Origin of the sequence: Stenotrophomonas forensis (assembly GCF_028752115.1) — a bacterium.
Lineage (GTDB): Bacteria > Pseudomonadota > Gammaproteobacteria > Xanthomonadales > Xanthomonadaceae > Stenotrophomonas > Stenotrophomonas forensis.
In genome coordinates, this window is sequence record NZ_CP082270.1 from 142,016 (window position 1) to 158,529 (window position 16,514).

Here is a 16,514-nt window from a genome sequence, read left to right on the forward strand (position 1 = left end):
CACGCGATCCTCGCGCCCGCTTGCCGAACCGTTGATCGTTCGTGGACGATGCCGTCCGTAGTGTTACCTGCAAGGAGTCTTCGATGCGTCTGTCCTTTGCCATCCTGCCGTTGTCCGCCGCCGCGCTGCTGTCTGCCTGTGGCAGTGCACCGAAGAAGGCCGAGCCCACCCCGCCGCCGCCGAGCGTGGTCAGCGCCGCGAAGCAGGCCGAGGCCAATCTGTCGCCGGCTTCGGCCAGCATCGTCAGTGGCCGCATCGCGCTGATGGTGGAGCCGGGTGGCGTCCACATCACCGGCCTGATCGGTGGCCTGCAGCCGATGCAGCAGGCCGGTTTCCACATCCACGAGCGCGGCGACTGCAGCGCGGTGGATGCCAGCAGCGCCGGCAACCACTTCAACCCCGGTGGCACCGCGCATGGCCGCGCCGGCACCGGCAAGCACCACCTGGGCGACATGGATAACCTGCGTGCCGATGCCCAGGGCCGCGCCAACGTCGATATCCACCTCAAGGGGGTTACCCTTGGCGGAGGCGCCGCCACCGATATCGCCGGACGTGCACTGGTCGTGCATGCCAACGCCGACGACTATCGCAGCCAGCCCGCCGGCAATGCCGGCGTCCGCATCGCCTGTGGCGTGATCCGGGTTGTCCGCTGATCACTGCAGGCTTCATCCAGGGAGAGATTGCATGCGTCTGATCCACAATTCGCTGTTTGTCGCCATCGCCGCGCTGGGCCTGGCGGCCTGCGGCCAGCAGCCTGCCGCGCCGCAGGCTGAAACCCCGCCGGCTGCTCCGGCCGAGGGCGCCACCACCGAACCGGCCGCAACCCCCGCACCGGCAGCTGCACCCGTGGCCGATGCGTCGGCCACCGCCGAACTGGCGCCGACCCAGGGCAGCGAGGCCAAGGGCAGCGTCACCTTCAAGGTGGTCGACGGCAAGGTCCATGTGACCGGCCAGGTCACCGGCCTGAAGCCGGGCAGTGAGCACGGCTTCCACATCCACGAGAAGGGCGACTGCAGCGCGCCGGACGGCATGAGCGCTGGCGGCCACTTCAACCCGGGCCACCAGGATCACGGCAACGTCGCCACCGATCCGCACCACGGCGGCGACATGCCCAACATCAAGGCCGACGACAAGGGCGTGGCCACCATCGATGGCCCAGTATCGAGCAACGTCAACATCGGCAAGGGTGATGACTTCGACATCATCGGCCGCGGCCTGATCGTCCACGCCGACGCGGACGACTACAAGACCCAGCCGACCGGCAATGCCGGCGCGCGCCTGGCGTGTGCGGTGATCCAGAAGGCGCCGTAAGGGCAGTCCTGCTGGAAATGGAAAACGCCGGCGCAAGCCGGCGTTTTTCCTGAGCGGTAGTGCCGGCCGCTGGCCGGCAATCGCAGATCCGAGGGTTGCCGGCCAGCGGCCGGCACTACCATCAGCGCGCCAACAGCTCGCGCGCGTCCTGCCCGGCCTCGCAGTGCACGAACAACACCGGCACGCCGTGCGCTTCCAGCACCGCGGCCATCTGCCGCTGGCGCATCAGGAACTGCTCGTAGATGCCCTTCAGGCGGTCGCAGTCGTTGTTGCCGTGGTTGTAGTGCGCGCACCAGCCGGCCGGATCGAACAGCGCCATGCGCGCCTCGCCATGGGTGTAGCGCAGCAGCGGCTCGGGCGCCGCGTTGAGCCATTCGTCCTCGCCCGGCGCCATGATCGCGGTCTCGATCAGCGGCCACAGCGCGGCCAGGCCCTGGTTGTCGTACTGCATCGACATCATCGCGGCCAGGTCGTTCACGGTGAAATAGCGCGCGTGCTCGATGCGGGCACCGAAGGTGTTCTGCGCCATCAGTGCGGTATCGGCGTGCGCCATGCCGTTGGCCAGCAGGGTTTCTTCCAGCGCATTGGCGACCGCGTTGGTGGTGGCCACATCGCTGCCGGTCAGCAGGAACGGCACCACGCGCAGGCCACCGCCCACCAGGCTGGCATCGGCCTGGAACGGCAGCGGCACGTCGCCGTTGGCATCGGTGCCGAACGCCAGCAGGCGCGGGCCCTGGTTACGGCCTGGCGCACGCATCTGCAGTTCTTCCAGGCGGCGGTGGATCGGCCAGCCCGGGCGCAGTACTTCGGCCGGGTCGAAATGCGCGGCGGCGAACACCAGGTCCAGCTCGGCTACCTGCGGCACCAGCTTGGACAGGTCGCGGCCGACGCGTTCGGCCAGTTCACCGGCCTGTTCGGCGCTGAGTACCGCCTGGCGGGGGATTTCGCCGCCGGCCAGTTCCAGGGCCAGCACGCCAAGGGCATTCATCGCGGGGTCGGGTTTGCTCATGGTTCCACGGTTGGCCCATCACAGGGCGGCAGCTACACTTGGCTCCATTATGCCTGCTCCGTCGTGCAGGCCATGTTGCAGACACCCTCATCCATGCCAGGTATCTCCATGCCCAACGCTCGTCCCGTCGCCATCCTCGGTGGCGTCCGCATTCCGTTCTGCCGCCAGAACACCGCGTATTCGGATGTCGGCAACCTCGGCATGTCGGTCCGTACGCTGGGCGCGCTGGTCGAACGTTTCGGCCTGCATGGCCAGCAGCTCGGTGAAGTGGCGATGGGTGCGGTGATCAAGCACTCCAGCGACTGGAACCTGGGCCGCGAAGCCACGCTGTCCTCCGGCCTGTCGCCGCTGACCCCGGGCATCACCCTGCAACGCGCCTGCGGCACCTCGCTGGACAGCATCATCACCGTGGCCAACAAGATCGCGCTGGGCCAGATCGAATCGGGCATCGGCGGTGGTTCGGACACCACCTCCGACGTGCCGATCGTCTATGGCAAGAAGCTGCGCGCGCGCCTGCTGGCCGCCAACCGTGCCAAGAGCACCGGCGACAAGATCCGCGCGCTCACCGCCGGCTTCAAGTTCTCCGAACTGAAGCCCGAATTCCCGGGCGTGGCCGAGCCGCGCACCGGCAAGAGCATGGGTGACCACTGCGAGGACATGGCCAAGGAATGGAACATCTCGCGCGACTCGCAGGACGAGTGGGCGGTGTCCTCGCACAAGAAGCTGGCCGCGGCCTATGAGCGCGGCTTCTTCAACGACCTGATCGCCCCGTTCCGTGGTGTCGAGCGTGACAACATCCTGCGCCCGGATACCTCGCTGGAAAAGCTGGCCACGCTGAAGCCGGCGTTCGACAAGGTGTCCGGCCGCGGCACGCTGACCGCCGCCAACTCGACGCCACTGACCGACGGTGCCGCCGCGGTGCTGCTGGCCAGCGAAGAGTGGGCACGCGCGCACGGCCACGAGCCGCAGGCCTACCTGCGCGATGCGCACGTGGCGGCGGTGGACTTCGTGCATGGCGAAGGCCTGCTGATGGCTCCGACCATTGCCGTGCCGGAGATGCTCAAGCGCAACGGCCTGACCCTGCAGGACTTCGACATCTACGAGATCCACGAAGCCTTCGCCGCGCAGGTGCTGTGCACGCTGCGTGCGTGGGAGAGCGAGGACTACTGCCGCAACCGCCTGGGCCTGGATGCACCGCTGGGCCGCATCGACCCGGACAAGATCAACCTGCTGGGTTCATCGCTGGCCACCGGCCACCCGTTCGCCGCTACCGGCGCACGCGTGATCGCCACCGCCGCCAAGCAGCTGGCCGAACGCGGCGGCGGCCGCGCGCTGGTCTCGATCTGCACCGCCGGCGGCATGGGCGTGGTGGCGATCGTCGAACGCTGATCGCTGCAACAGCACGCCAACCGAGGTTGGCGACTACCGGAAATGCGTGCTGGATCTGCTTTGGTGGATGCCGACCTTGGTCGGCCATGCGATGTCATCGTTCGGAAGATGCCAGAGCGCCAACCGAGGTTGGCGACTACCGGGTTCCACACATGAAAACGCCGCCCATCGGGCGGCTTTTTTTTCTCCGGTGGGTGCCGACCGTTGGTCGGCACACCTCAGCCATGCTTACGGCAACCGCGGGTTGCCGAATTCGTCGCGCTCCTCGTTGGCGTCATACACCGGCGGCTGCACCGCAATCGGTTGCTCTTCCACCGTGGCACGCAGCGGCGTTTCGTTGCCGCGTACCAGCGCCACGCTGTCTTCGCCGCGCTGCAGGCGCAGCGCATTGGCCAGGCACTGCGCGGCCAGTGCGTGCTCGCCACGCTGTGCGAACAGTTCACCCAGCGCTTCCCATGCCGGTGCCCCGGCGCCACTGGCGATTGCCTCATGCAGGAACGCGTCGGCGGCATCCCACTGCTGCTGCGCCAGTGCTACGCGGCCCTGCGCCAGGCGCAGTGCGGGCGAGCTGTCGTGCACGTTGCGCCAGCGCGCAAGGTTGGCCTGGCGCGTGGCCAGGCGCTCGGCGGGAAGGCGACCATACAGCGTCACCAGCTCGTCGTCCCAGCGATGGTCCAGCGCCTGTTCCAGCGCCAGCAATGCAGGCTCATCCCAGTTCAGTGCCACCGCACGGCTGGCATAGGCGCCCACCACGTCCGGCGTCGGCCGCAGTGCCTTCGGCGTGGCTTCCCACTGCGCGGCCAGCGCATTGACGTCGGCCGCTTCCAGCAGCGCCTGCGCTGCCAGGCGTGCTTCCAGTTCGCTGCCGGCGTCGGTCGGCAGCACCTTGCTCTGCCGCAGCGCGCCCAGCTGCCCATAGGCCTCGTGTGCGCGCCCTGCCTGCGCCAGTGCCTCGGTACGCAGCCACAGGCCACGCGGCGGCAGCGGCTGGATCGCGGCCACGTCCAGCGCGTTGATCGCATCCACCGGCAGATCACGCGCCAGCAGCTGTTCTGCACGCAGCAGCGCCTGCAGGGTGGCATCGCTTTCGCCCAGGCGCTGCAGCAGTGCTTCGCCGGCAGGGCCGTCGGCCCGTGCCTGCGCACTGCGCACGGCGTTGGCCAGCGCCACTGCGCTCACTTCGGGGTCTTTGGCGGCGCCGTCCAGCAGCTTCTCCGCACGCTGCCACTGGCCGTGCTCGTAAGCCTGCAGGCCGTCGATCAGGCGCACCCGGCCCTGCTTGCGGCGGTAACGGCCCCAGGCCCGGAACGGTGCGGCGATCAGGCTCCACAGCAGCCACAGAACCAGTACCGCGATCACCGCCAGCAACGCGACCTTCGGCAGGTTGCTGTGGTAGTCATAGCCGCCGTAACGCAGGATCACTTCGCCGAAACGGTTGAGGTCATCGGCGCCGAGCCATTGCGCGGCGACCACGCCGATGGCCACGGCCAGCAACAGCACGACCAGGGATTGCAGGGGTTTCATGCGGGATTACCTCCGGTCGGTCTGGGTGCGCAGTTGCTGCAGGGTGCTGCCAAGAACGGTGTTGCTGGCCTGCAGCGGAAGCTCGCGCAAGGTCTTCAGTTCAGCACGTTGCGCGCGCAGGGCCGGTGAATCCGGCCAGCGCCGCTGCGCCCAATGCTCCACGCGTACCAACGCGGTATCACGGCCAGCGCGGTCGCCGCGCTCGATCGCGGCGCGTGCCAGGGTCAGTTCCAGCTGCAGCGCATCGTCGGCATTGCGGCGTTCGGCAGCCGTCAGCGGGCCGTTCTGGCGGCTTGGGGTGATGTCCACGAACGGTGCCAGCGTGGCCTGCCACCAGGCTCTGGCGGCAGGCGGCGCAGCGTTGCCGGTCACCTGCGAGGGCAGCCCCTGCAAGGCCTTGGCCAATGCATCCAGGCGCTGCAACGACTGCACGCGCGGGCCGGCGCCGAGCGCATCCAGTGCATCGCGTTCCTGCACCAGCGCCTGGCGCAGGTTCAGGCCATCGCTGTCGGGCAGATCGGCCAGCGCAGTGGCGGCCTGGGCATACAGGCGGCGTGCGCCATCCACATCGTCGGCGTAGTTCAGGCGCTGCGCGGCCTGGGTCAGCAGCAACTCGGCCTCGTCGCGCTGCACCGCCTGCCGGCCCTGATTGGCGCTGTCGGCCAGCTTGGCCAGGTTTTCTTCCAGCAGTGCACTGCGCTGGGACAGGCCGAGCATCTCGTCGCGCAGTACGCGGTTGGTGGCGGCCGCGTCCTGCAGGCGCTGGCTGGTTGCGCGCTGGTCGCGGCGCAGCGCATCCAGCGTGGCCTCCAGGCCCTGCAGCTGCACCGCGGTGGTCTGCGCCTGCGCCGCCTGTTCGCTCTGCTGTTGCTGCCAGAAGTACCAGCCCGCATAGCCGCCCGCGCCGAGCACGGCCACACCGGCCAGCGGCAGCAGCCAGCGTGCGGAGCGACGGGGTGGGGAAACGGGCGGAGTGTCGTTCATCGGGCTTCCTTGTCGGCAACGTCGCCGGTGGGGGGACCGGCAGGCCGCGTTGTGCACAGCATCACTGTTGCCGACGACAGCGGCAAGCGTGACCCACGTCCCTGTTCAGGTCGCTGCCGGGACGGTGAGCGTGGCGTGTGCAGCCGCCACCAGCTGTGCGGTGGTGGGGCCGGCCGCGCGCACCACGTGCTGCAGGCCCAGCGCCCGCGCCTGTTCACCCAGGCGATCACTGGCCACCACCGCGGTCGCGTGCGCCTGCAGGCGCTGCTGCAATGCGGTTGGAAGTTGCTGCCAGAAATGCTGCAGCGCTTCGCCGCTGCTGACCGCCAGCACCCACGGAAAGGCTGAATGCGCCAGTCGCGCCAGCGTGCGCGGCGCCAGGCGCAGCAGGCGCCGCTGGTAGACGTCGGCGCGTTCGATGCTGGCACCGGCCGCCTGCAGCTGCGCGGCAATCAGGCCGCGGCCACCGGGCGCGGTCACCAGGCCGATGCGCAGGCCCTGCACGTTTGCCAGTACCGGCAGCGCCAGCAGGCCTTCGCTGTCCATCCGCTGTGGTGCATGCACCTCGGAAATGCCGTGTGCCTGCAGCGCGCGCGCGGTGCCTTCGCCCACCGTCAGCCACGGACTGCGCTGCGCCTCGGCCAGCCGCAGCAGGGAAGCGGCCGCAGCAACCGCAGCCGGGCTGGTGAATACCACGCGATCGCAGTTCAGCGCGCGTTGCAGCTGGCGCACCACGGGCGTGCCGTGCAGGCGCTGCAACCGCCACGGTGAAAGGGCCAGCACATGCCCGCCCAGCCCAGCAACGGCGCGGCGCAGCGCCACATGCTGGCCTTGTGGGCGCAGTGAAATTAGGGTCCAGGCCGCGTCGGAGCCAGCGGCGCCAGTGGGTATCGTATGGTCGGCCATTGCCTGCATTATGCGGGCCCTTCGTTGTCGTGGTCGCTGCTCCGATGTCCGTTGATGCCCTGACTTCCTCGTTGGCCGCCCTGCAGGACGTACTGGACTGCATGCCAGCGGTCCGCGCCATGCAGATCCAGCTCGACGGCTATGCCGATGGCGTGCTGCGCATCACCGCGCCGCTGGCCGCCAACGTCAACGACAAGGGCAACGCCTTCGGTGGCAGCCTGGCCTCGGTACTGACCCTGTCCGGCTGGGCGCTGGTCAGCCTGCGCCTGCGCCTGGCCGGCCACGATGCTGAGGTCTACGTGGCCGACAGCAACCTGCGCTACCTGGCACCGGTCTACGAAGACCTGCATGCCCATGCCGAAGCCGCCGAAGCGAGCGGCTGGGACGCCTTCCTGAATACCTTCCGCCAGCGCCGCAAGGCCCGCATCAGCATCATCGCCACCCAGCCCGGTGCCGACGGCCGCCCGGCCGCCGAGTTCAGCGGTCGCTTCGTTGCCTTCGCCAAAGGGTAGGATGGCAGGCTGACGTTCTGGGGAAACCACCGATGCGCCGCCTCATCCAGTTCCTGATCTGTTCCCTGCTGCTGGCCAGCGCCGTGGCCTCGGCCGACGACCTCAGCCGCAAGCAGCGCAAGCTGCTGGAAGAGACCCAGATCGCCTACGGGGCGACCATCCGCTGGGGCAGCATGGACGATGCCATCGGTTACCTGGACCCGAAGCTGCGCAAGGAAAAGCCGCCGACCGAGTTCGAGCTCAACCGCTACGCGCAGCTGCGTGTGTCGTCCTATCGCGAGCGCAGCAGCGCCTCGCTGGAAGGGGGCGAGGTCGAGCGCCGCGTCGAAATCGGGGTGATCAACCAGAACACCCAGGCCGAGCGCACCGTGGTCGTGGTCGAGCGCTGGCGCTGGGACCCGGAGGCCAAGCGCTGGTGGCAGTCCGCCGGCCTGCCGGACCTGTGGAAGGGGCAGTGACGGGCCGCGTCCGGCTTGTGCGACAATCGGCGCCCGCTTAATCGACCCGTGACCTGAGTGAATTACGAAGAGTTGCTGGCCTTTGCAGGCCGAAACCCGATGCTGTCCGCGGCCCTGGTCGGCCTGACCGTGGCCATCATCGTCACCGAGATCCGCCGCCTGTTCCGGGGCTTCAAGGGCATCAAACCCGCCGAACTGACCCAGCTGATGAACGCGGGCGGCACGGTGGTGGTCGACCTGTCGGCCAGCGGTGACTTCGAGAAGGGCCACATCGCCGGCAGCCGCAACGCCCAGGCCAGTGCCTTCGGCCCGGACAACAAGCTGGTGGCCAATGCCAAACAGTCGCCGGTGGTGCTGGTGTGCCGCAGCGGCAACGCCTCGGAAACCGCCGCCAAGGCGCTGAAGAAGGCCGGTTTCGAAAAGGTCTACGTGCTCGATGGCGGCATTCCCGCCTGGCAGCAGGCCGAGCTGCCGCTGGTCAAGGGCCGCAACTGATTGCCGCAGGTGGCGCATCCGGCCTTGTATGGGCCTGATGCCGCCCCCATCGCAGTAATTCGACCCTCGTTTTCATTGCATTCACCTGGAGTTACTGGAAATGTCCGAAGAGATCACCAACGGCGCCGCTGCGCCGGTCGATGCCGCCACCGGCCCCGCTTTCACCGTCGAGAAGATCTACGTCAAGGACGTCTCCTTCGAGTCGCCGAACGCTCCGACCATCTTCAATGACCAGGTGCAGCCGGAGTTGCAGCTGAACCTGAACCAGCAGGTGCAGCGCCTGGGCGAGAACGCCTTCGAAGTCGTGCTGGCCGTGACCCTGACCTGCCAGGCCGGCGAGCGCACCGCGTACGTGGCCGAAGTGAAGCAGGCCGGCGTGTTCGGCCTGGTCGGCCTGGACCCGCAGTCGATCGACGTGCTGCTCGGTACCCAGTGCCCGAACATCCTGTTCCCGTACGTGCGCCAGCTGGTCAGCGACCTGATCCAGGCCGGCGGCTTCCCGCCGTTCTTCCTGCAGCCGATCAACTTCGAAGGCCTGTACGCGGAAACCCTGCGCCAGCGCCAGGAGCAGGGCGACGCACCGTCGCTGGCTGACTCCGAGCCGGCCGGCAACGCCTGATTCCTGCCGCGACGTCACGGATGAGCACTACCGCTGACAAGATCGCCGTGCTCGGCGCCGGTTCCTGGGGAACCGCGCTGGCCAGCCTGCTCGCACGGCACGGTCACCCGACCGTGCTGTGGGGGCGTGACGCGGCCGTGGTCGAAGCCATCGACCAGCGCCATGAGAACCCGCGCTACCTGCCGGGCATTCCGCTGCCGGACAGCCTGCGTGCCACCACCGACCTGGCGTCGGCGGTGGAGGGCGCGGCCTGGATCCTGGTGGTGACCCCGTCGCATGCGTTCGGCGAAACCGTGCGCGCGCTGGCGCCGCTGCGCCCGGCCGGTGCCGGCGTGGCCTGGGCCACCAAGGGCTTCGAACCCGGTTCGGGCCGCTTCCTGCATGAGGTGGCGCGCGAAGTACTGGGTGAGGACGTGCCGCTGGCCGTTGTCACCGGGCCGTCGTTCGCCAAGGAAGTGACCCAGGGCCTGCCGACCGCGATCACCGTGCACGGCGACGTGCCCGAGTTCGCGCAGACGGTGGCCGAGGCGATGCACGGCCCCGCATTCCGTGCCTACACCGGCGACGACATGGTCGGTGCTGAGCTGGGCGGCGCGATGAAGAACGTGCTGGCTGTGGCTACCGGCGTGGCCGATGGCATGCAGCTGGGCTTCAACGCGCGGGCCGGCCTGATTACCCGTGGCCTCAACGAGATGCTGCGCCTGGCCGCTGCGATCGGCGCAAAGCCTGAGACCCTGATGGGCCTGGCCGGCCTCGGCGATCTGGTGCTGACCTGCACCGGCGACCTGTCGCGCAACCGCCGCCTGGGCCTGGCCCTGGGCCGTGGCCAGACGCTGCAGGATGCCGTGCGCGAAATCGGCCAGGTGGTCGAGTCGGTGCAGACCGCCGACGAAGTGATGCGACAGGCGCGCCGCCATGGCATCGACCTGCCGATCTCCGACCGCGTGCGTGCCGTGCTGCATGGCGAGCAGACGCCGGAAGAAGGCCTGCGCGCGCTGCTGGCGCGGGAACAGAAGCCGGAATATCCGGACACGCTGTTCAAGTGAATCGAAAAACCCCGGCCATGCGCCGGGGTTTTTTTTATGCACCCCATCCACGCATGGCGTGGATCTACGACGGAAACCGCTTCTGGTAGCCGCCAACCTTGGTTGGCGCCCAGTAGCGCCGGACCATGCCCGGCGGAATCCATCACCGCGCCCGTGGCGGCGCGTTGCCGTTGTCCATGTCCGAGAAGATCATCCACGGCCCATCGCCCACGCGCTTCAGCGTCAGCGTGAACTTGCCGGTGTCCCCCACGTTGTTGCCGAAGGTGTAGCCACCGATGATGTAGCCGACGTTCCCTTCCACGGCATACGCCAACGCGCGCAACCGCAACGGGCTGCCGCTCTGGCCGGAATATGCCGCCTCGATGGCTTTGCGTCCGCGCACCGGCGCCTGGTTGCTCTGCAGGATGAAGCCATCCTCGGCAAACAGCCGGACGAGCGCCTTTGCATCCCCCTTGCGCCACGCCTGTTCGTAGTCGCGCAGCACGCGATCCAGCGGCGCAGGCAGGGCTGTATCGGGAAGCGGTGGTGCGGGCTTCGCGCCTTCAGCATCGTGGGCGATGGTCGGCGATGCCAGCAGCAGGGCACTGCAGAAGATCACGGCGAGTCGTGTACGGCGCATGCGTCCAGGTCCTGGCGATGACGGGAGCGGCGAACGCATCCTAGCGCGCCGCTGGTTAGAATCACGCTGCCGCCGGCGTGGCGCATGCATTGCAGATCAGACAAGGACAGGGAATGAGGTTTCGAGTTGCAGGGATGGCACTGGTGGTTGGGTTGCTGGTGGCCTGCGGGCAGGCACCGGAGAAAGCCGCCGAAACGGCGCCTGTGGTTGCATCCGACGCACCCGCTGGAACACCGGCAGCGACGACCACCGTGGTCGAGAGTGAACCGTCCATCGAGGACGGAGTGGATCCGTCGGTGTGGGACAGCGAAGGCGAGCCGGAAGACTCCGGTGGCGGCCGTGAGCTCACCTGCAAGGACAACCCGTTGGCGACCCATTTCTTCACCCTGGTGGGCGGCAACACGGTGGACGATTGTGGCCGCAAGGACCCGAAGGTGCTGGCCGCGTTCGATGCATTGATGAAGGGAACGCAGGCCGCCGAATCCGCCGACAAGGACATCCCGTCGCTGCGCGAACGCCTGTTGAGCGGCCCCAGCGGGCCTGGCGAGCTGCTGGTGCTTCAGGGCGAACCCTGGTGGTTCTACACCGCCTGCCAGGCCCACGACTGCCCCGGCACCGCGCTGGCGATGCTGTATTCGCCCGATCAGTCGAAGATGGTCGGCCGCCTCACCGCGCGCTGCCGGGTGTGGTGGCTGGGCGAGCCTACGGCCGAACAGCGCGAGCAGATCGAACAGCTCCGCCCGCTGGATGATGCCGCATTGAAGGAAGACAGCGCGATCTGCGAATGAGGTGATGCGGGCGGGGAACGTCCGCTCATGCCGGGGCGGGCGTAGGCCATTCGTCCTGTTCTTCTGCCCGGAAACCGGCTGCTAAGCTTCCCCCCCATCCCGTTGCCGACCGGCCTCCTTCCATGGCTTTCTGGACCGTCGTCTTCGCCATTGGCGCCGCGCAGGCCGCGCTGCTTGCCCTGGCCCTGTGGCGGCGGCCGGCCAATGCCGGGGCGAACCGGGTGCTGGCGATGTGGATCGCGCTGATCGGCATCGATCTGGCGGTGAAGGCGCTCTACTGGGATCCGTCCTACCCGGCACCCACCAAGGCGCTGCGGTTCGTCGGCCTGTTCCCGTTCCTGTACGGCAGCCTGTTCTATGTCTACGTCAGGGTCCTGACCGAGGCCAGGGCCGTACGCTGGCGCGATGCTGTGCATCTTTCGGGATTCATCATCGTGCTGGCGCTGCATGCAGGCTTCTTCCTGCGTGGGCTGGTGCCGGCCGAGGGCATGCTGGCGCGAACGCTGCCGGGCATCGCGGAACTGGAATGGATGCGGCTGAACATCGTGCTGTACGCGTACAGCCTCTCCTATGTCATTGCCGGTCTGCTGCGGGTCGGCCGCTACCGGCGCGGCCTGCTGCGGCGGCGTTCGGATGCGGACCGGATGTCGCTGCACTGGATCGATGCGATGGCGATCTCGCAGATCCTCATCTGGCTCATTGCCACCACGCAATGGCTGGTCAGGATTCCCTGGATCGACTATCCGCTGATCTACGGCCTCGTTGCAGCGTGGGTATTCCTGATGGGCTACTTCAGCCTCACCCAGCCGGCCGTGCTGGTCGAGCCGGTTGCGGAACCGGCACCCGCCAACCGCGAAGTAGTACCGGCCAGCGACGATGCACGCGTTGCCGAGGTCGAGGCGCGCCTGTCGCAGCTGATGGCCGAACAGCAGCTCTACCGTGAACCGGCGCTCACCATCGGCCAGCTGGCCAGACGCTCCGGCTACCCCGAATATCTGGTGTCGGCGGTGATCAACCGCCGCTTCGGCGGGAATTTCTGGGAGTACATCAACCGCCAGCGGATTGAAGCCGCCGCTTCCCATCTGGCCGATGGCGCTGACACCCGGACCATTCTCGACATCGCCTATGCCTGCGGCTTCACGTCGAAGTCGACGTTCAACGCGGCGTTCAAGCGGCAGCTGGGTGAAACGCCTAGCGCCTTCCGCAAGCGCCATGCGATGGCTGGCACCCCGGAATCACCGAGCCGCTGACAATGCAGTCGCCGGCGGTCGCCACGGCCAGCGCAGCACAAGTTCGCAGAGTGCCAGGTTGAACACCCAGCATCCCCAGGCGGCGGCCAGATAGACCGGGGGAAAAGGCAGATGCAGCACGCCCAGGCCGATGCCCAGGATCAACCGGAACGTCACCGCAGACGCAGTGAGGGCGATGCTGCGCCACATCCACTGCCGGTGCCTGGCGAGATTGCCGGCCAGCGCGTGGCCGATGCCGAGGCCGGTGGTGGCCAGCCATGCCAGCGCCAACAAGCCAAAGGCGATGCCGGTGGGGGCTCCTCCCTCGGCATGCAGGGCCAGTGACAAGCCCCCCAATCCCGCAACCAGTACGCCGCCTGCGTACAGGCCACCGCTCAGCCGGTGCAGCCGCGGGAGATGTCGCTGCACCCATCCGCTCATCTGCAACGGCGCCAGCAACAAGGCCAGCCCGCCGCCGAAGAGGTGGGCGGGTACGTCCAGGCCGGACGCCGCGAACTTCATCTGCAGCGGGTTGTCCGCGTGTGGCTGGCCGTACAGCACGGTGAAGGCATAGGCGGCCACGGCGGCGCAGAGCAGGGCGAAGACCAGCCTCGCCGTCCAGCGGGCAACCTTGGGAAAGCGGTGTGGCATCTTGGAACCTCGCATTGGTGATCGAGGTTCGAGCGTGGGTGCGACGTACGGGAAAATCGTCCGGATCGGCGGAGTCGTACCCGGGACCGGCGGAGGAGTGCGGCCAGGGCGACCCATCGACAATGCCAACGCTGGCTGCGCTCGTCCGCTGTTCCAGCGGCCCGGCCCTGAGGCCGGCCGGACGCTATGATCGGCCAACACCCGAACATGGAAGGGTTCTCGCGCCCATGAAGATCGAGTCCATCTCTCCCATCCTGTCCGTAGACCATCTTGCCGAGTCAATCGCGTTCTACTGCGGCACGCTCGGATTCGAACTGGCGTGGTCGTGGGGTGATCCCACCGACATTGCTGCCGTCTGCCGCGACGGCGTGGAGATCACCCTCACCCAACGGTCCGGGAGCAAGCCGGCAGGCGCAGCACACGCCTATCTGGTCGTATCCGGTATCGACGACTATTACCGGACCCTTGAAGGATCGGGTGTCACGATCGTCGTCCCTATCGGGGACAGGCCCTATGGCATGCGCGATTTCCGCCTGGCGGACCCAAGTGGCAATGAACTCAGCATCGGGCAGGTCATGGACAACAGGGACAGCGCTCGTTAGCGCGCGTTACTTGCTCGCGTGCCGCGCGCCCTTTTCGTCCTGGTCCTTTGCATCCCCCCGGCTCCGCGCGAATTCCGGGAACGTCTTCGCGATCGAATCCTTGTCCGGCAGGATATAGAACACGCCACCCTTCTCGAAGGTGGACTGCACGATCTGCTCGTAGAACGCGGGCGAGACGTTGATGCAGCCATGGGTGACGCGGTTGTCGTCCGGAGTCGGTGTTGCCAGCCGCTCGGCGCGCTTCTCCTTCGGGCTGCCTGGCGGCAGCGGATGCATCGAGACCGCGGAATCGTAGTCCACCCACAGCACGCGCCCGGCATCGTCAGAGGGGCCATAGCCGCCAATGAAGCGGCCGGCAGGCGTGGTGCGGTCGTGGCCTGGAATCGCACTCAGCGCGAGCTTGGCGACGCCGGGTGCGGAGTGATCGCCGATGGCCGATCCGAACAGGGCCGGTGCCGCGCCACGCAGCTTGCCCTCGCCGCTGAAGACCAGCACCTGCGCCGCCGCCTTGTCCATGACCGCAAATGGATAGCCCTGGTTGTCCTTGCTGGCGACGACCCAGCCGGCCAGCTCGATCACCGTTTCGGACACGCTCTGGTCAGGCGGAAGTTCATCAACGGCGGCCACCGGTGGTGCAGGTGCGTCCTTGTCCCTGGCGTTGGCTACGCCGCTGCACGCAACGGCCAGCGCCATGACCAGTGCGGCATGCAGGGCGCGGCGTGCAGGGGAGGGGAAGGTACGAATGGGACGGCTCCTTTTCCTTGCAATGCAATCTTGGGTGGAAGGATGCCAGTGGCCGGCGAAGGCCACTGGTTCCCGATACTGAGGTCGATCAATTCAAGGGGTGAGGGAGCGGTTACCCGCGCGGCTTGCGGCCGGCGGGTGCCCTTTCAAGCTGCTGGACGCGGCCTTCGATCTGGTCGAGGCGCTGGTTGGCCTGCTGTGCAGACTGGTTGGCGGACTCCGCACTCTGCGCGGCGCCCTGCACCTTTACGTCGAGCTGATCGAGACGCGAGTTGATGGTTGCAAACTCGTTCTTGTATGAGGCGCAAGCGCCAAGGCTCACGGTGGCGATGAGCGCCACGCTGAGTGCACGGGCCATCTTCAGGTGTTGCGAGGTCAGTTTCATTCCACTCCCTCCTTCGTCTGGGGAAGCTGGAATATAGCGGCGTTTGTTCCCGGCGCTGACAAGCGCTTTCAGCTGCAATTTGAGTACGTGGATGGGCTGTGAAGCCTGCTGCTGACCCAACATTAACAAGCGGGATCAGGCGAGCTGATCTACGTCATCGAAGCGCCTTGCGCCTCTTCATATCCGCCAATTCATCAGCATGAAGCGGGAATCCTCGCTTGGCAGACACACGCGGCCTCGCTTGCGTCAGGCAGAAGCTGCAGCGTCCTCGAAGCGCACATCCAGCAACTCGGCTGTTCGTCGCATGGGCAACGCACTTGCGGGAAATGCGATGGCCGAAGGAATCGCATTTCCCGCGAGTACGGCCGCTCCCAATGGCGCATGGCGAGTTCCCTGAACGGGAACCATATTTATACACCAGTCAGTTCAATATTCAGGGTCGATTAGACCCCCTAACGGATAATTCACACCTGTCGATCGCCTCCTCTCTCTCCCCCTCCCGGGAGGCGGTCGACGAAACCAAAATAATTAAAGGTGTGTCCCGATGAACAAGAATTCGCTGCTTGCCCTGGGTCTTCTGGCTGCTCTGCCGTTCGCTGCATCGGCAACCGACGGCCTGTCGTACAACTACGTTGAAGGCGGCTACGTGAACACCGATGCCAAGGGCGGCGACGCCGATGGCTGGAAGGTGAAGGGTTCCGTTGCGGTGCACCCGAACTTCCACATCTTCGGCGACTACAGCGCGCAGGAGACCGACAAGTTCAAGAACGACGTCGACCAGTGGCGCCTGGGCGTGGGCTACAACTACGGCATCGCACCGAACACCGACCTGGTGGCGCGCGTTGCGTACCAGAAGTACGACGAAAAGCGCGGCCTGGACTTCAACGGCTACTCCACCGAAGTGGGCGTGCGCACCGCATTCAACCCGTACGTGGAAGGCTACGTGATGGCCGGCTACGAAGATTTCAGCAAGAAGCATGGCTACAACCCGGACGGCGAGTTCTACGGCCGCGTCGGCGCCACCGCCAAGTTCAACCAGAACTGGGGCCTGAGTGGCGAAGTGAAGCTGGCCAAGGCCGGCGACCGCGAGTGGTTCGTGGGCCCGCGCTTCACCTGGTAACAAACGCCTGTCGTTAGTGCGTGTTGTGCTGGCGTGTGACTCTCTCTCTCTCCCACACGCCAACCGAAGCCCGGCCTCGCGCCGGGCTTCACTTTTATGGGCACCGCGTTCACCGGCGTCCCG

General features: G+C 67.2%; 20 protein-coding genes. 12 read left to right on the forward strand and 8 right to left on the reverse strand.

Going from position 1 to position 16,514, the window contains the following annotated elements:
* Positions 1–83: 83 nt before the first annotated feature.
* Together K5L94_RS00645 and K5L94_RS00650 are read left to right on the forward strand one after the other, a co-directional pair.
* A complete protein-coding gene (locus tag K5L94_RS00645; RefSeq protein WP_053448456.1) occupies positions 84–653 on the forward strand; it encodes a superoxide dismutase family protein in 570 nt (189 codons plus the stop codon).
* A 31-nt stretch (positions 654–684) separates the two neighbouring features.
* Entirely contained in the window at positions 685–1,311 is a 627-nt protein-coding gene (locus tag K5L94_RS00650) for a superoxide dismutase family protein (RefSeq protein ID WP_053448457.1), read from the forward strand.
* A 121-nt stretch (positions 1,312–1,432) separates the two neighbouring features.
* Here the strand turns inward: K5L94_RS00650 and K5L94_RS00655 are convergent, their stop codons facing one another.
* The gene (locus K5L94_RS00655; RefSeq protein WP_053448458.1) at positions 1,433–2,320 is read right to left on the reverse strand and encodes a hypothetical protein; all 888 of its coding nucleotides are present in this window, start codon (positions 2,318–2,320) and stop codon (positions 1,433–1,435) included.
* A 93-nt stretch (positions 2,321–2,413) separates the two neighbouring features.
* Here K5L94_RS00655 and K5L94_RS00660 point away from each other — a divergent pair, with 93 nt between their 5' ends.
* Positions 2,414–3,709, forward strand: a complete 1,296-nt coding sequence (locus K5L94_RS00660) for an acetyl-CoA C-acetyltransferase (RefSeq protein ID WP_005420942.1) — start codon at positions 2,414–2,416, stop codon at positions 3,707–3,709.
* Between the two features lie 228 nt (positions 3,710–3,937).
* Here K5L94_RS00660 and K5L94_RS00665 read toward each other — a convergent pair whose 3' ends face one another.
* The 3 genes from K5L94_RS00665 to K5L94_RS00675 form a co-directional block, all read right to left on the reverse strand.
* The gene (locus tag K5L94_RS00665) at positions 3,938–5,233 is read right to left on the reverse strand and encodes a heme biosynthesis HemY N-terminal domain-containing protein (RefSeq protein ID WP_053448459.1); all 1,296 of its coding nucleotides are present in this window, start codon (positions 5,231–5,233) and stop codon (positions 3,938–3,940) included.
* 6 nt (positions 5,234–5,239) lie between these two features.
* Entirely contained in the window at positions 5,240–6,217 is a 978-nt protein-coding gene (locus K5L94_RS00670; protein WP_164086762.1) for a uroporphyrinogen-III C-methyltransferase, read from the reverse strand.
* 105 nt (positions 6,218–6,322) lie between these two features.
* Positions 6,323–7,132 carry a uroporphyrinogen-III synthase gene (locus K5L94_RS00675; protein ID WP_053448461.1) on the reverse strand — a complete coding sequence of 270 codons (810 nt, stop codon included), beginning with the start codon at positions 7,130–7,132 and terminating at the stop codon, positions 6,323–6,325.
* A 35-nt stretch (positions 7,133–7,167) separates the two neighbouring features.
* Here K5L94_RS00675 and K5L94_RS00680 point away from each other — a divergent pair, with 35 nt between their 5' ends.
* From K5L94_RS00680 to K5L94_RS00700, 5 genes are all read left to right on the forward strand, one after another.
* A complete protein-coding gene (locus K5L94_RS00680; RefSeq protein ID WP_004153550.1) occupies positions 7,168–7,635 on the forward strand; it encodes a YiiD C-terminal domain-containing protein in 468 nt (155 codons plus the stop codon).
* Positions 7,636–7,667: 32 nt separating this feature from the next.
* The gene (locus tag K5L94_RS00685) at positions 7,668–8,093 is read left to right on the forward strand and encodes a hypothetical protein (protein WP_004153551.1); all 426 of its coding nucleotides are present in this window, start codon (positions 7,668–7,670) and stop codon (positions 8,091–8,093) included.
* A 57-nt stretch (positions 8,094–8,150) separates the two neighbouring features.
* On the forward strand, positions 8,151–8,588 hold the full coding sequence (locus K5L94_RS00690; RefSeq protein ID WP_004153552.1) for a rhodanese-like domain-containing protein: 438 nt from the start codon (positions 8,151–8,153) through the stop codon (positions 8,586–8,588).
* Between the two features lie 100 nt (positions 8,589–8,688).
* Positions 8,689–9,207 carry a protein-export chaperone SecB gene (secB, locus tag K5L94_RS00695; protein ID WP_004153553.1) on the forward strand — a complete coding sequence of 173 codons (519 nt, stop codon included), beginning with the start codon at positions 8,689–8,691 and terminating at the stop codon, positions 9,205–9,207.
* A 20-nt stretch (positions 9,208–9,227) separates the two neighbouring features.
* On the forward strand, positions 9,228–10,253 hold the full coding sequence (locus tag K5L94_RS00700; RefSeq protein WP_053448462.1) for an NAD(P)H-dependent glycerol-3-phosphate dehydrogenase: 1,026 nt from the start codon (positions 9,228–9,230) through the stop codon (positions 10,251–10,253).
* A 142-nt stretch (positions 10,254–10,395) separates the two neighbouring features.
* On the opposite strand, the gene K5L94_RS00705 is transcribed toward K5L94_RS00700, so the two are convergent.
* Positions 10,396–10,872, reverse strand: coding sequence for a YybH family protein (locus tag K5L94_RS00705; protein WP_053448463.1), 477 nt, complete (start codon positions 10,870–10,872; stop codon positions 10,396–10,398).
* A 113-nt stretch (positions 10,873–10,985) separates the two neighbouring features.
* Here K5L94_RS00705 and K5L94_RS00710 point away from each other — a divergent pair, with 113 nt between their 5' ends.
* A complete protein-coding gene (locus K5L94_RS00710; RefSeq protein ID WP_053448464.1) occupies positions 10,986–11,660 on the forward strand; it encodes an Ivy family c-type lysozyme inhibitor in 675 nt (224 codons plus the stop codon).
* Positions 11,661–11,782: 122 nt separating this feature from the next.
* Entirely contained in the window at positions 11,783–12,910 is a 1,128-nt protein-coding gene (locus K5L94_RS00715; RefSeq protein WP_053448465.1) for a helix-turn-helix domain-containing protein, read from the forward strand.
* Here K5L94_RS00715 and K5L94_RS00720 read toward each other — a convergent pair.
* On the reverse strand, positions 12,896–13,540 hold the full coding sequence (locus K5L94_RS00720) for a DUF2306 domain-containing protein (RefSeq protein WP_053448466.1): 645 nt from the start codon (positions 13,538–13,540) through the stop codon (positions 12,896–12,898). The genes K5L94_RS00715 and K5L94_RS00720 overlap by 15 nt on opposite strands.
* Before the next feature lie 227 nt (positions 13,541–13,767).
* On the opposite strand from K5L94_RS00720, the gene K5L94_RS00725 reads away from it, so the two are divergent.
* Positions 13,768–14,142: a bleomycin resistance protein gene (locus K5L94_RS00725; RefSeq protein ID WP_053448467.1), complete on the forward strand. Its 375-nt coding sequence runs from the start codon at positions 13,768–13,770 to the stop codon at positions 14,140–14,142.
* 6 nt (positions 14,143–14,148) lie between these two features.
* On the opposite strand, the gene K5L94_RS00730 is transcribed toward K5L94_RS00725, so the two are convergent.
* Both K5L94_RS00730 and K5L94_RS00735 read right to left on the reverse strand, forming a co-directional pair.
* Positions 14,149–14,835 (reverse strand): L,D-transpeptidase family protein, encoded by a 687-nt coding sequence (locus K5L94_RS00730; RefSeq protein ID WP_053448468.1) that lies wholly within the window; start codon positions 14,833–14,835, stop codon positions 14,149–14,151.
* A 163-nt stretch (positions 14,836–14,998) separates the two neighbouring features.
* Positions 14,999–15,271 carry a hypothetical protein gene (locus tag K5L94_RS00735; protein ID WP_053448469.1) on the reverse strand — a complete coding sequence of 91 codons (273 nt, stop codon included), beginning with the start codon at positions 15,269–15,271 and terminating at the stop codon, positions 14,999–15,001.
* A gap of 544 nt (positions 15,272–15,815) precedes the next feature.
* Between K5L94_RS00735 and K5L94_RS00740 the strand changes: the two genes are divergently transcribed.
* A complete protein-coding gene (locus tag K5L94_RS00740; protein WP_004153562.1) occupies positions 15,816–16,391 on the forward strand; it encodes an OmpO family porin in 576 nt (191 codons plus the stop codon).
* Positions 16,392–16,514 lie beyond the last annotated feature (123 nt).

Coding starts and splice junctions, on each gene's coding strand:
- K5L94_RS00645 (WP_053448456.1), top strand. CDS start 84: ATGCGTCTGTCCTTTGCCATCCTGCCGTTGTCCGCCGCCGCGCTGCTG.
- K5L94_RS00650 (WP_053448457.1), top strand. CDS start 685: ATGCGTCTGATCCACAATTCGCTGTTTGTCGCCATCGCCGCGCTGGGC.
- K5L94_RS00655 (WP_053448458.1), bottom strand. CDS start 2,320: ATGAGCAAACCCGACCCCGCGATGAATGCCCTTGGCGTGCTGGCCCTG.
- K5L94_RS00660 (WP_005420942.1), top strand. CDS start 2,414: ATGCCAGGTATCTCCATGCCCAACGCTCGTCCCGTCGCCATCCTCGGT.
- K5L94_RS00665 (WP_053448459.1), bottom strand. CDS start 5,233: ATGAAACCCCTGCAATCCCTGGTCGTGCTGTTGCTGGCCGTGGCCATC.
- K5L94_RS00670 (WP_164086762.1), bottom strand. CDS start 6,217: ATGAACGACACTCCGCCCGTTTCCCCACCCCGTCGCTCCGCACGCTGG.
- K5L94_RS00675 (WP_053448461.1), bottom strand. CDS start 7,132: ATGCAGGCAATGGCCGACCATACGATACCCACTGGCGCCGCTGGCTCC.
- K5L94_RS00680 (WP_004153550.1), top strand. CDS start 7,168: ATGTCCGTTGATGCCCTGACTTCCTCGTTGGCCGCCCTGCAGGACGTA.
- K5L94_RS00685 (WP_004153551.1), top strand. CDS start 7,668: ATGCGCCGCCTCATCCAGTTCCTGATCTGTTCCCTGCTGCTGGCCAGC.
- secB (WP_004153553.1), top strand. CDS start 8,689: ATGTCCGAAGAGATCACCAACGGCGCCGCTGCGCCGGTCGATGCCGCC.
- K5L94_RS00700 (WP_053448462.1), top strand. CDS start 9,228: ATGAGCACTACCGCTGACAAGATCGCCGTGCTCGGCGCCGGTTCCTGG.
- K5L94_RS00705 (WP_053448463.1), bottom strand. CDS start 10,872: ATGCGCCGTACACGACTCGCCGTGATCTTCTGCAGTGCCCTGCTGCTG.
- K5L94_RS00710 (WP_053448464.1), top strand. CDS start 10,986: ATGAGGTTTCGAGTTGCAGGGATGGCACTGGTGGTTGGGTTGCTGGTG.
- K5L94_RS00715 (WP_053448465.1), top strand. CDS start 11,783: ATGGCTTTCTGGACCGTCGTCTTCGCCATTGGCGCCGCGCAGGCCGCG.
- K5L94_RS00720 (WP_053448466.1), bottom strand. CDS start 13,540: ATGCCACACCGCTTTCCCAAGGTTGCCCGCTGGACGGCGAGGCTGGTC.
- K5L94_RS00725 (WP_053448467.1), top strand. CDS start 13,768: ATGAAGATCGAGTCCATCTCTCCCATCCTGTCCGTAGACCATCTTGCC.
- K5L94_RS00730 (WP_053448468.1), bottom strand. CDS start 14,835: ATGGCGCTGGCCGTTGCGTGCAGCGGCGTAGCCAACGCCAGGGACAAG.
- K5L94_RS00735 (WP_053448469.1), bottom strand. CDS start 15,271: ATGAAACTGACCTCGCAACACCTGAAGATGGCCCGTGCACTCAGCGTG.
- K5L94_RS00740 (WP_004153562.1), top strand. CDS start 15,816: ATGAACAAGAATTCGCTGCTTGCCCTGGGTCTTCTGGCTGCTCTGCCG.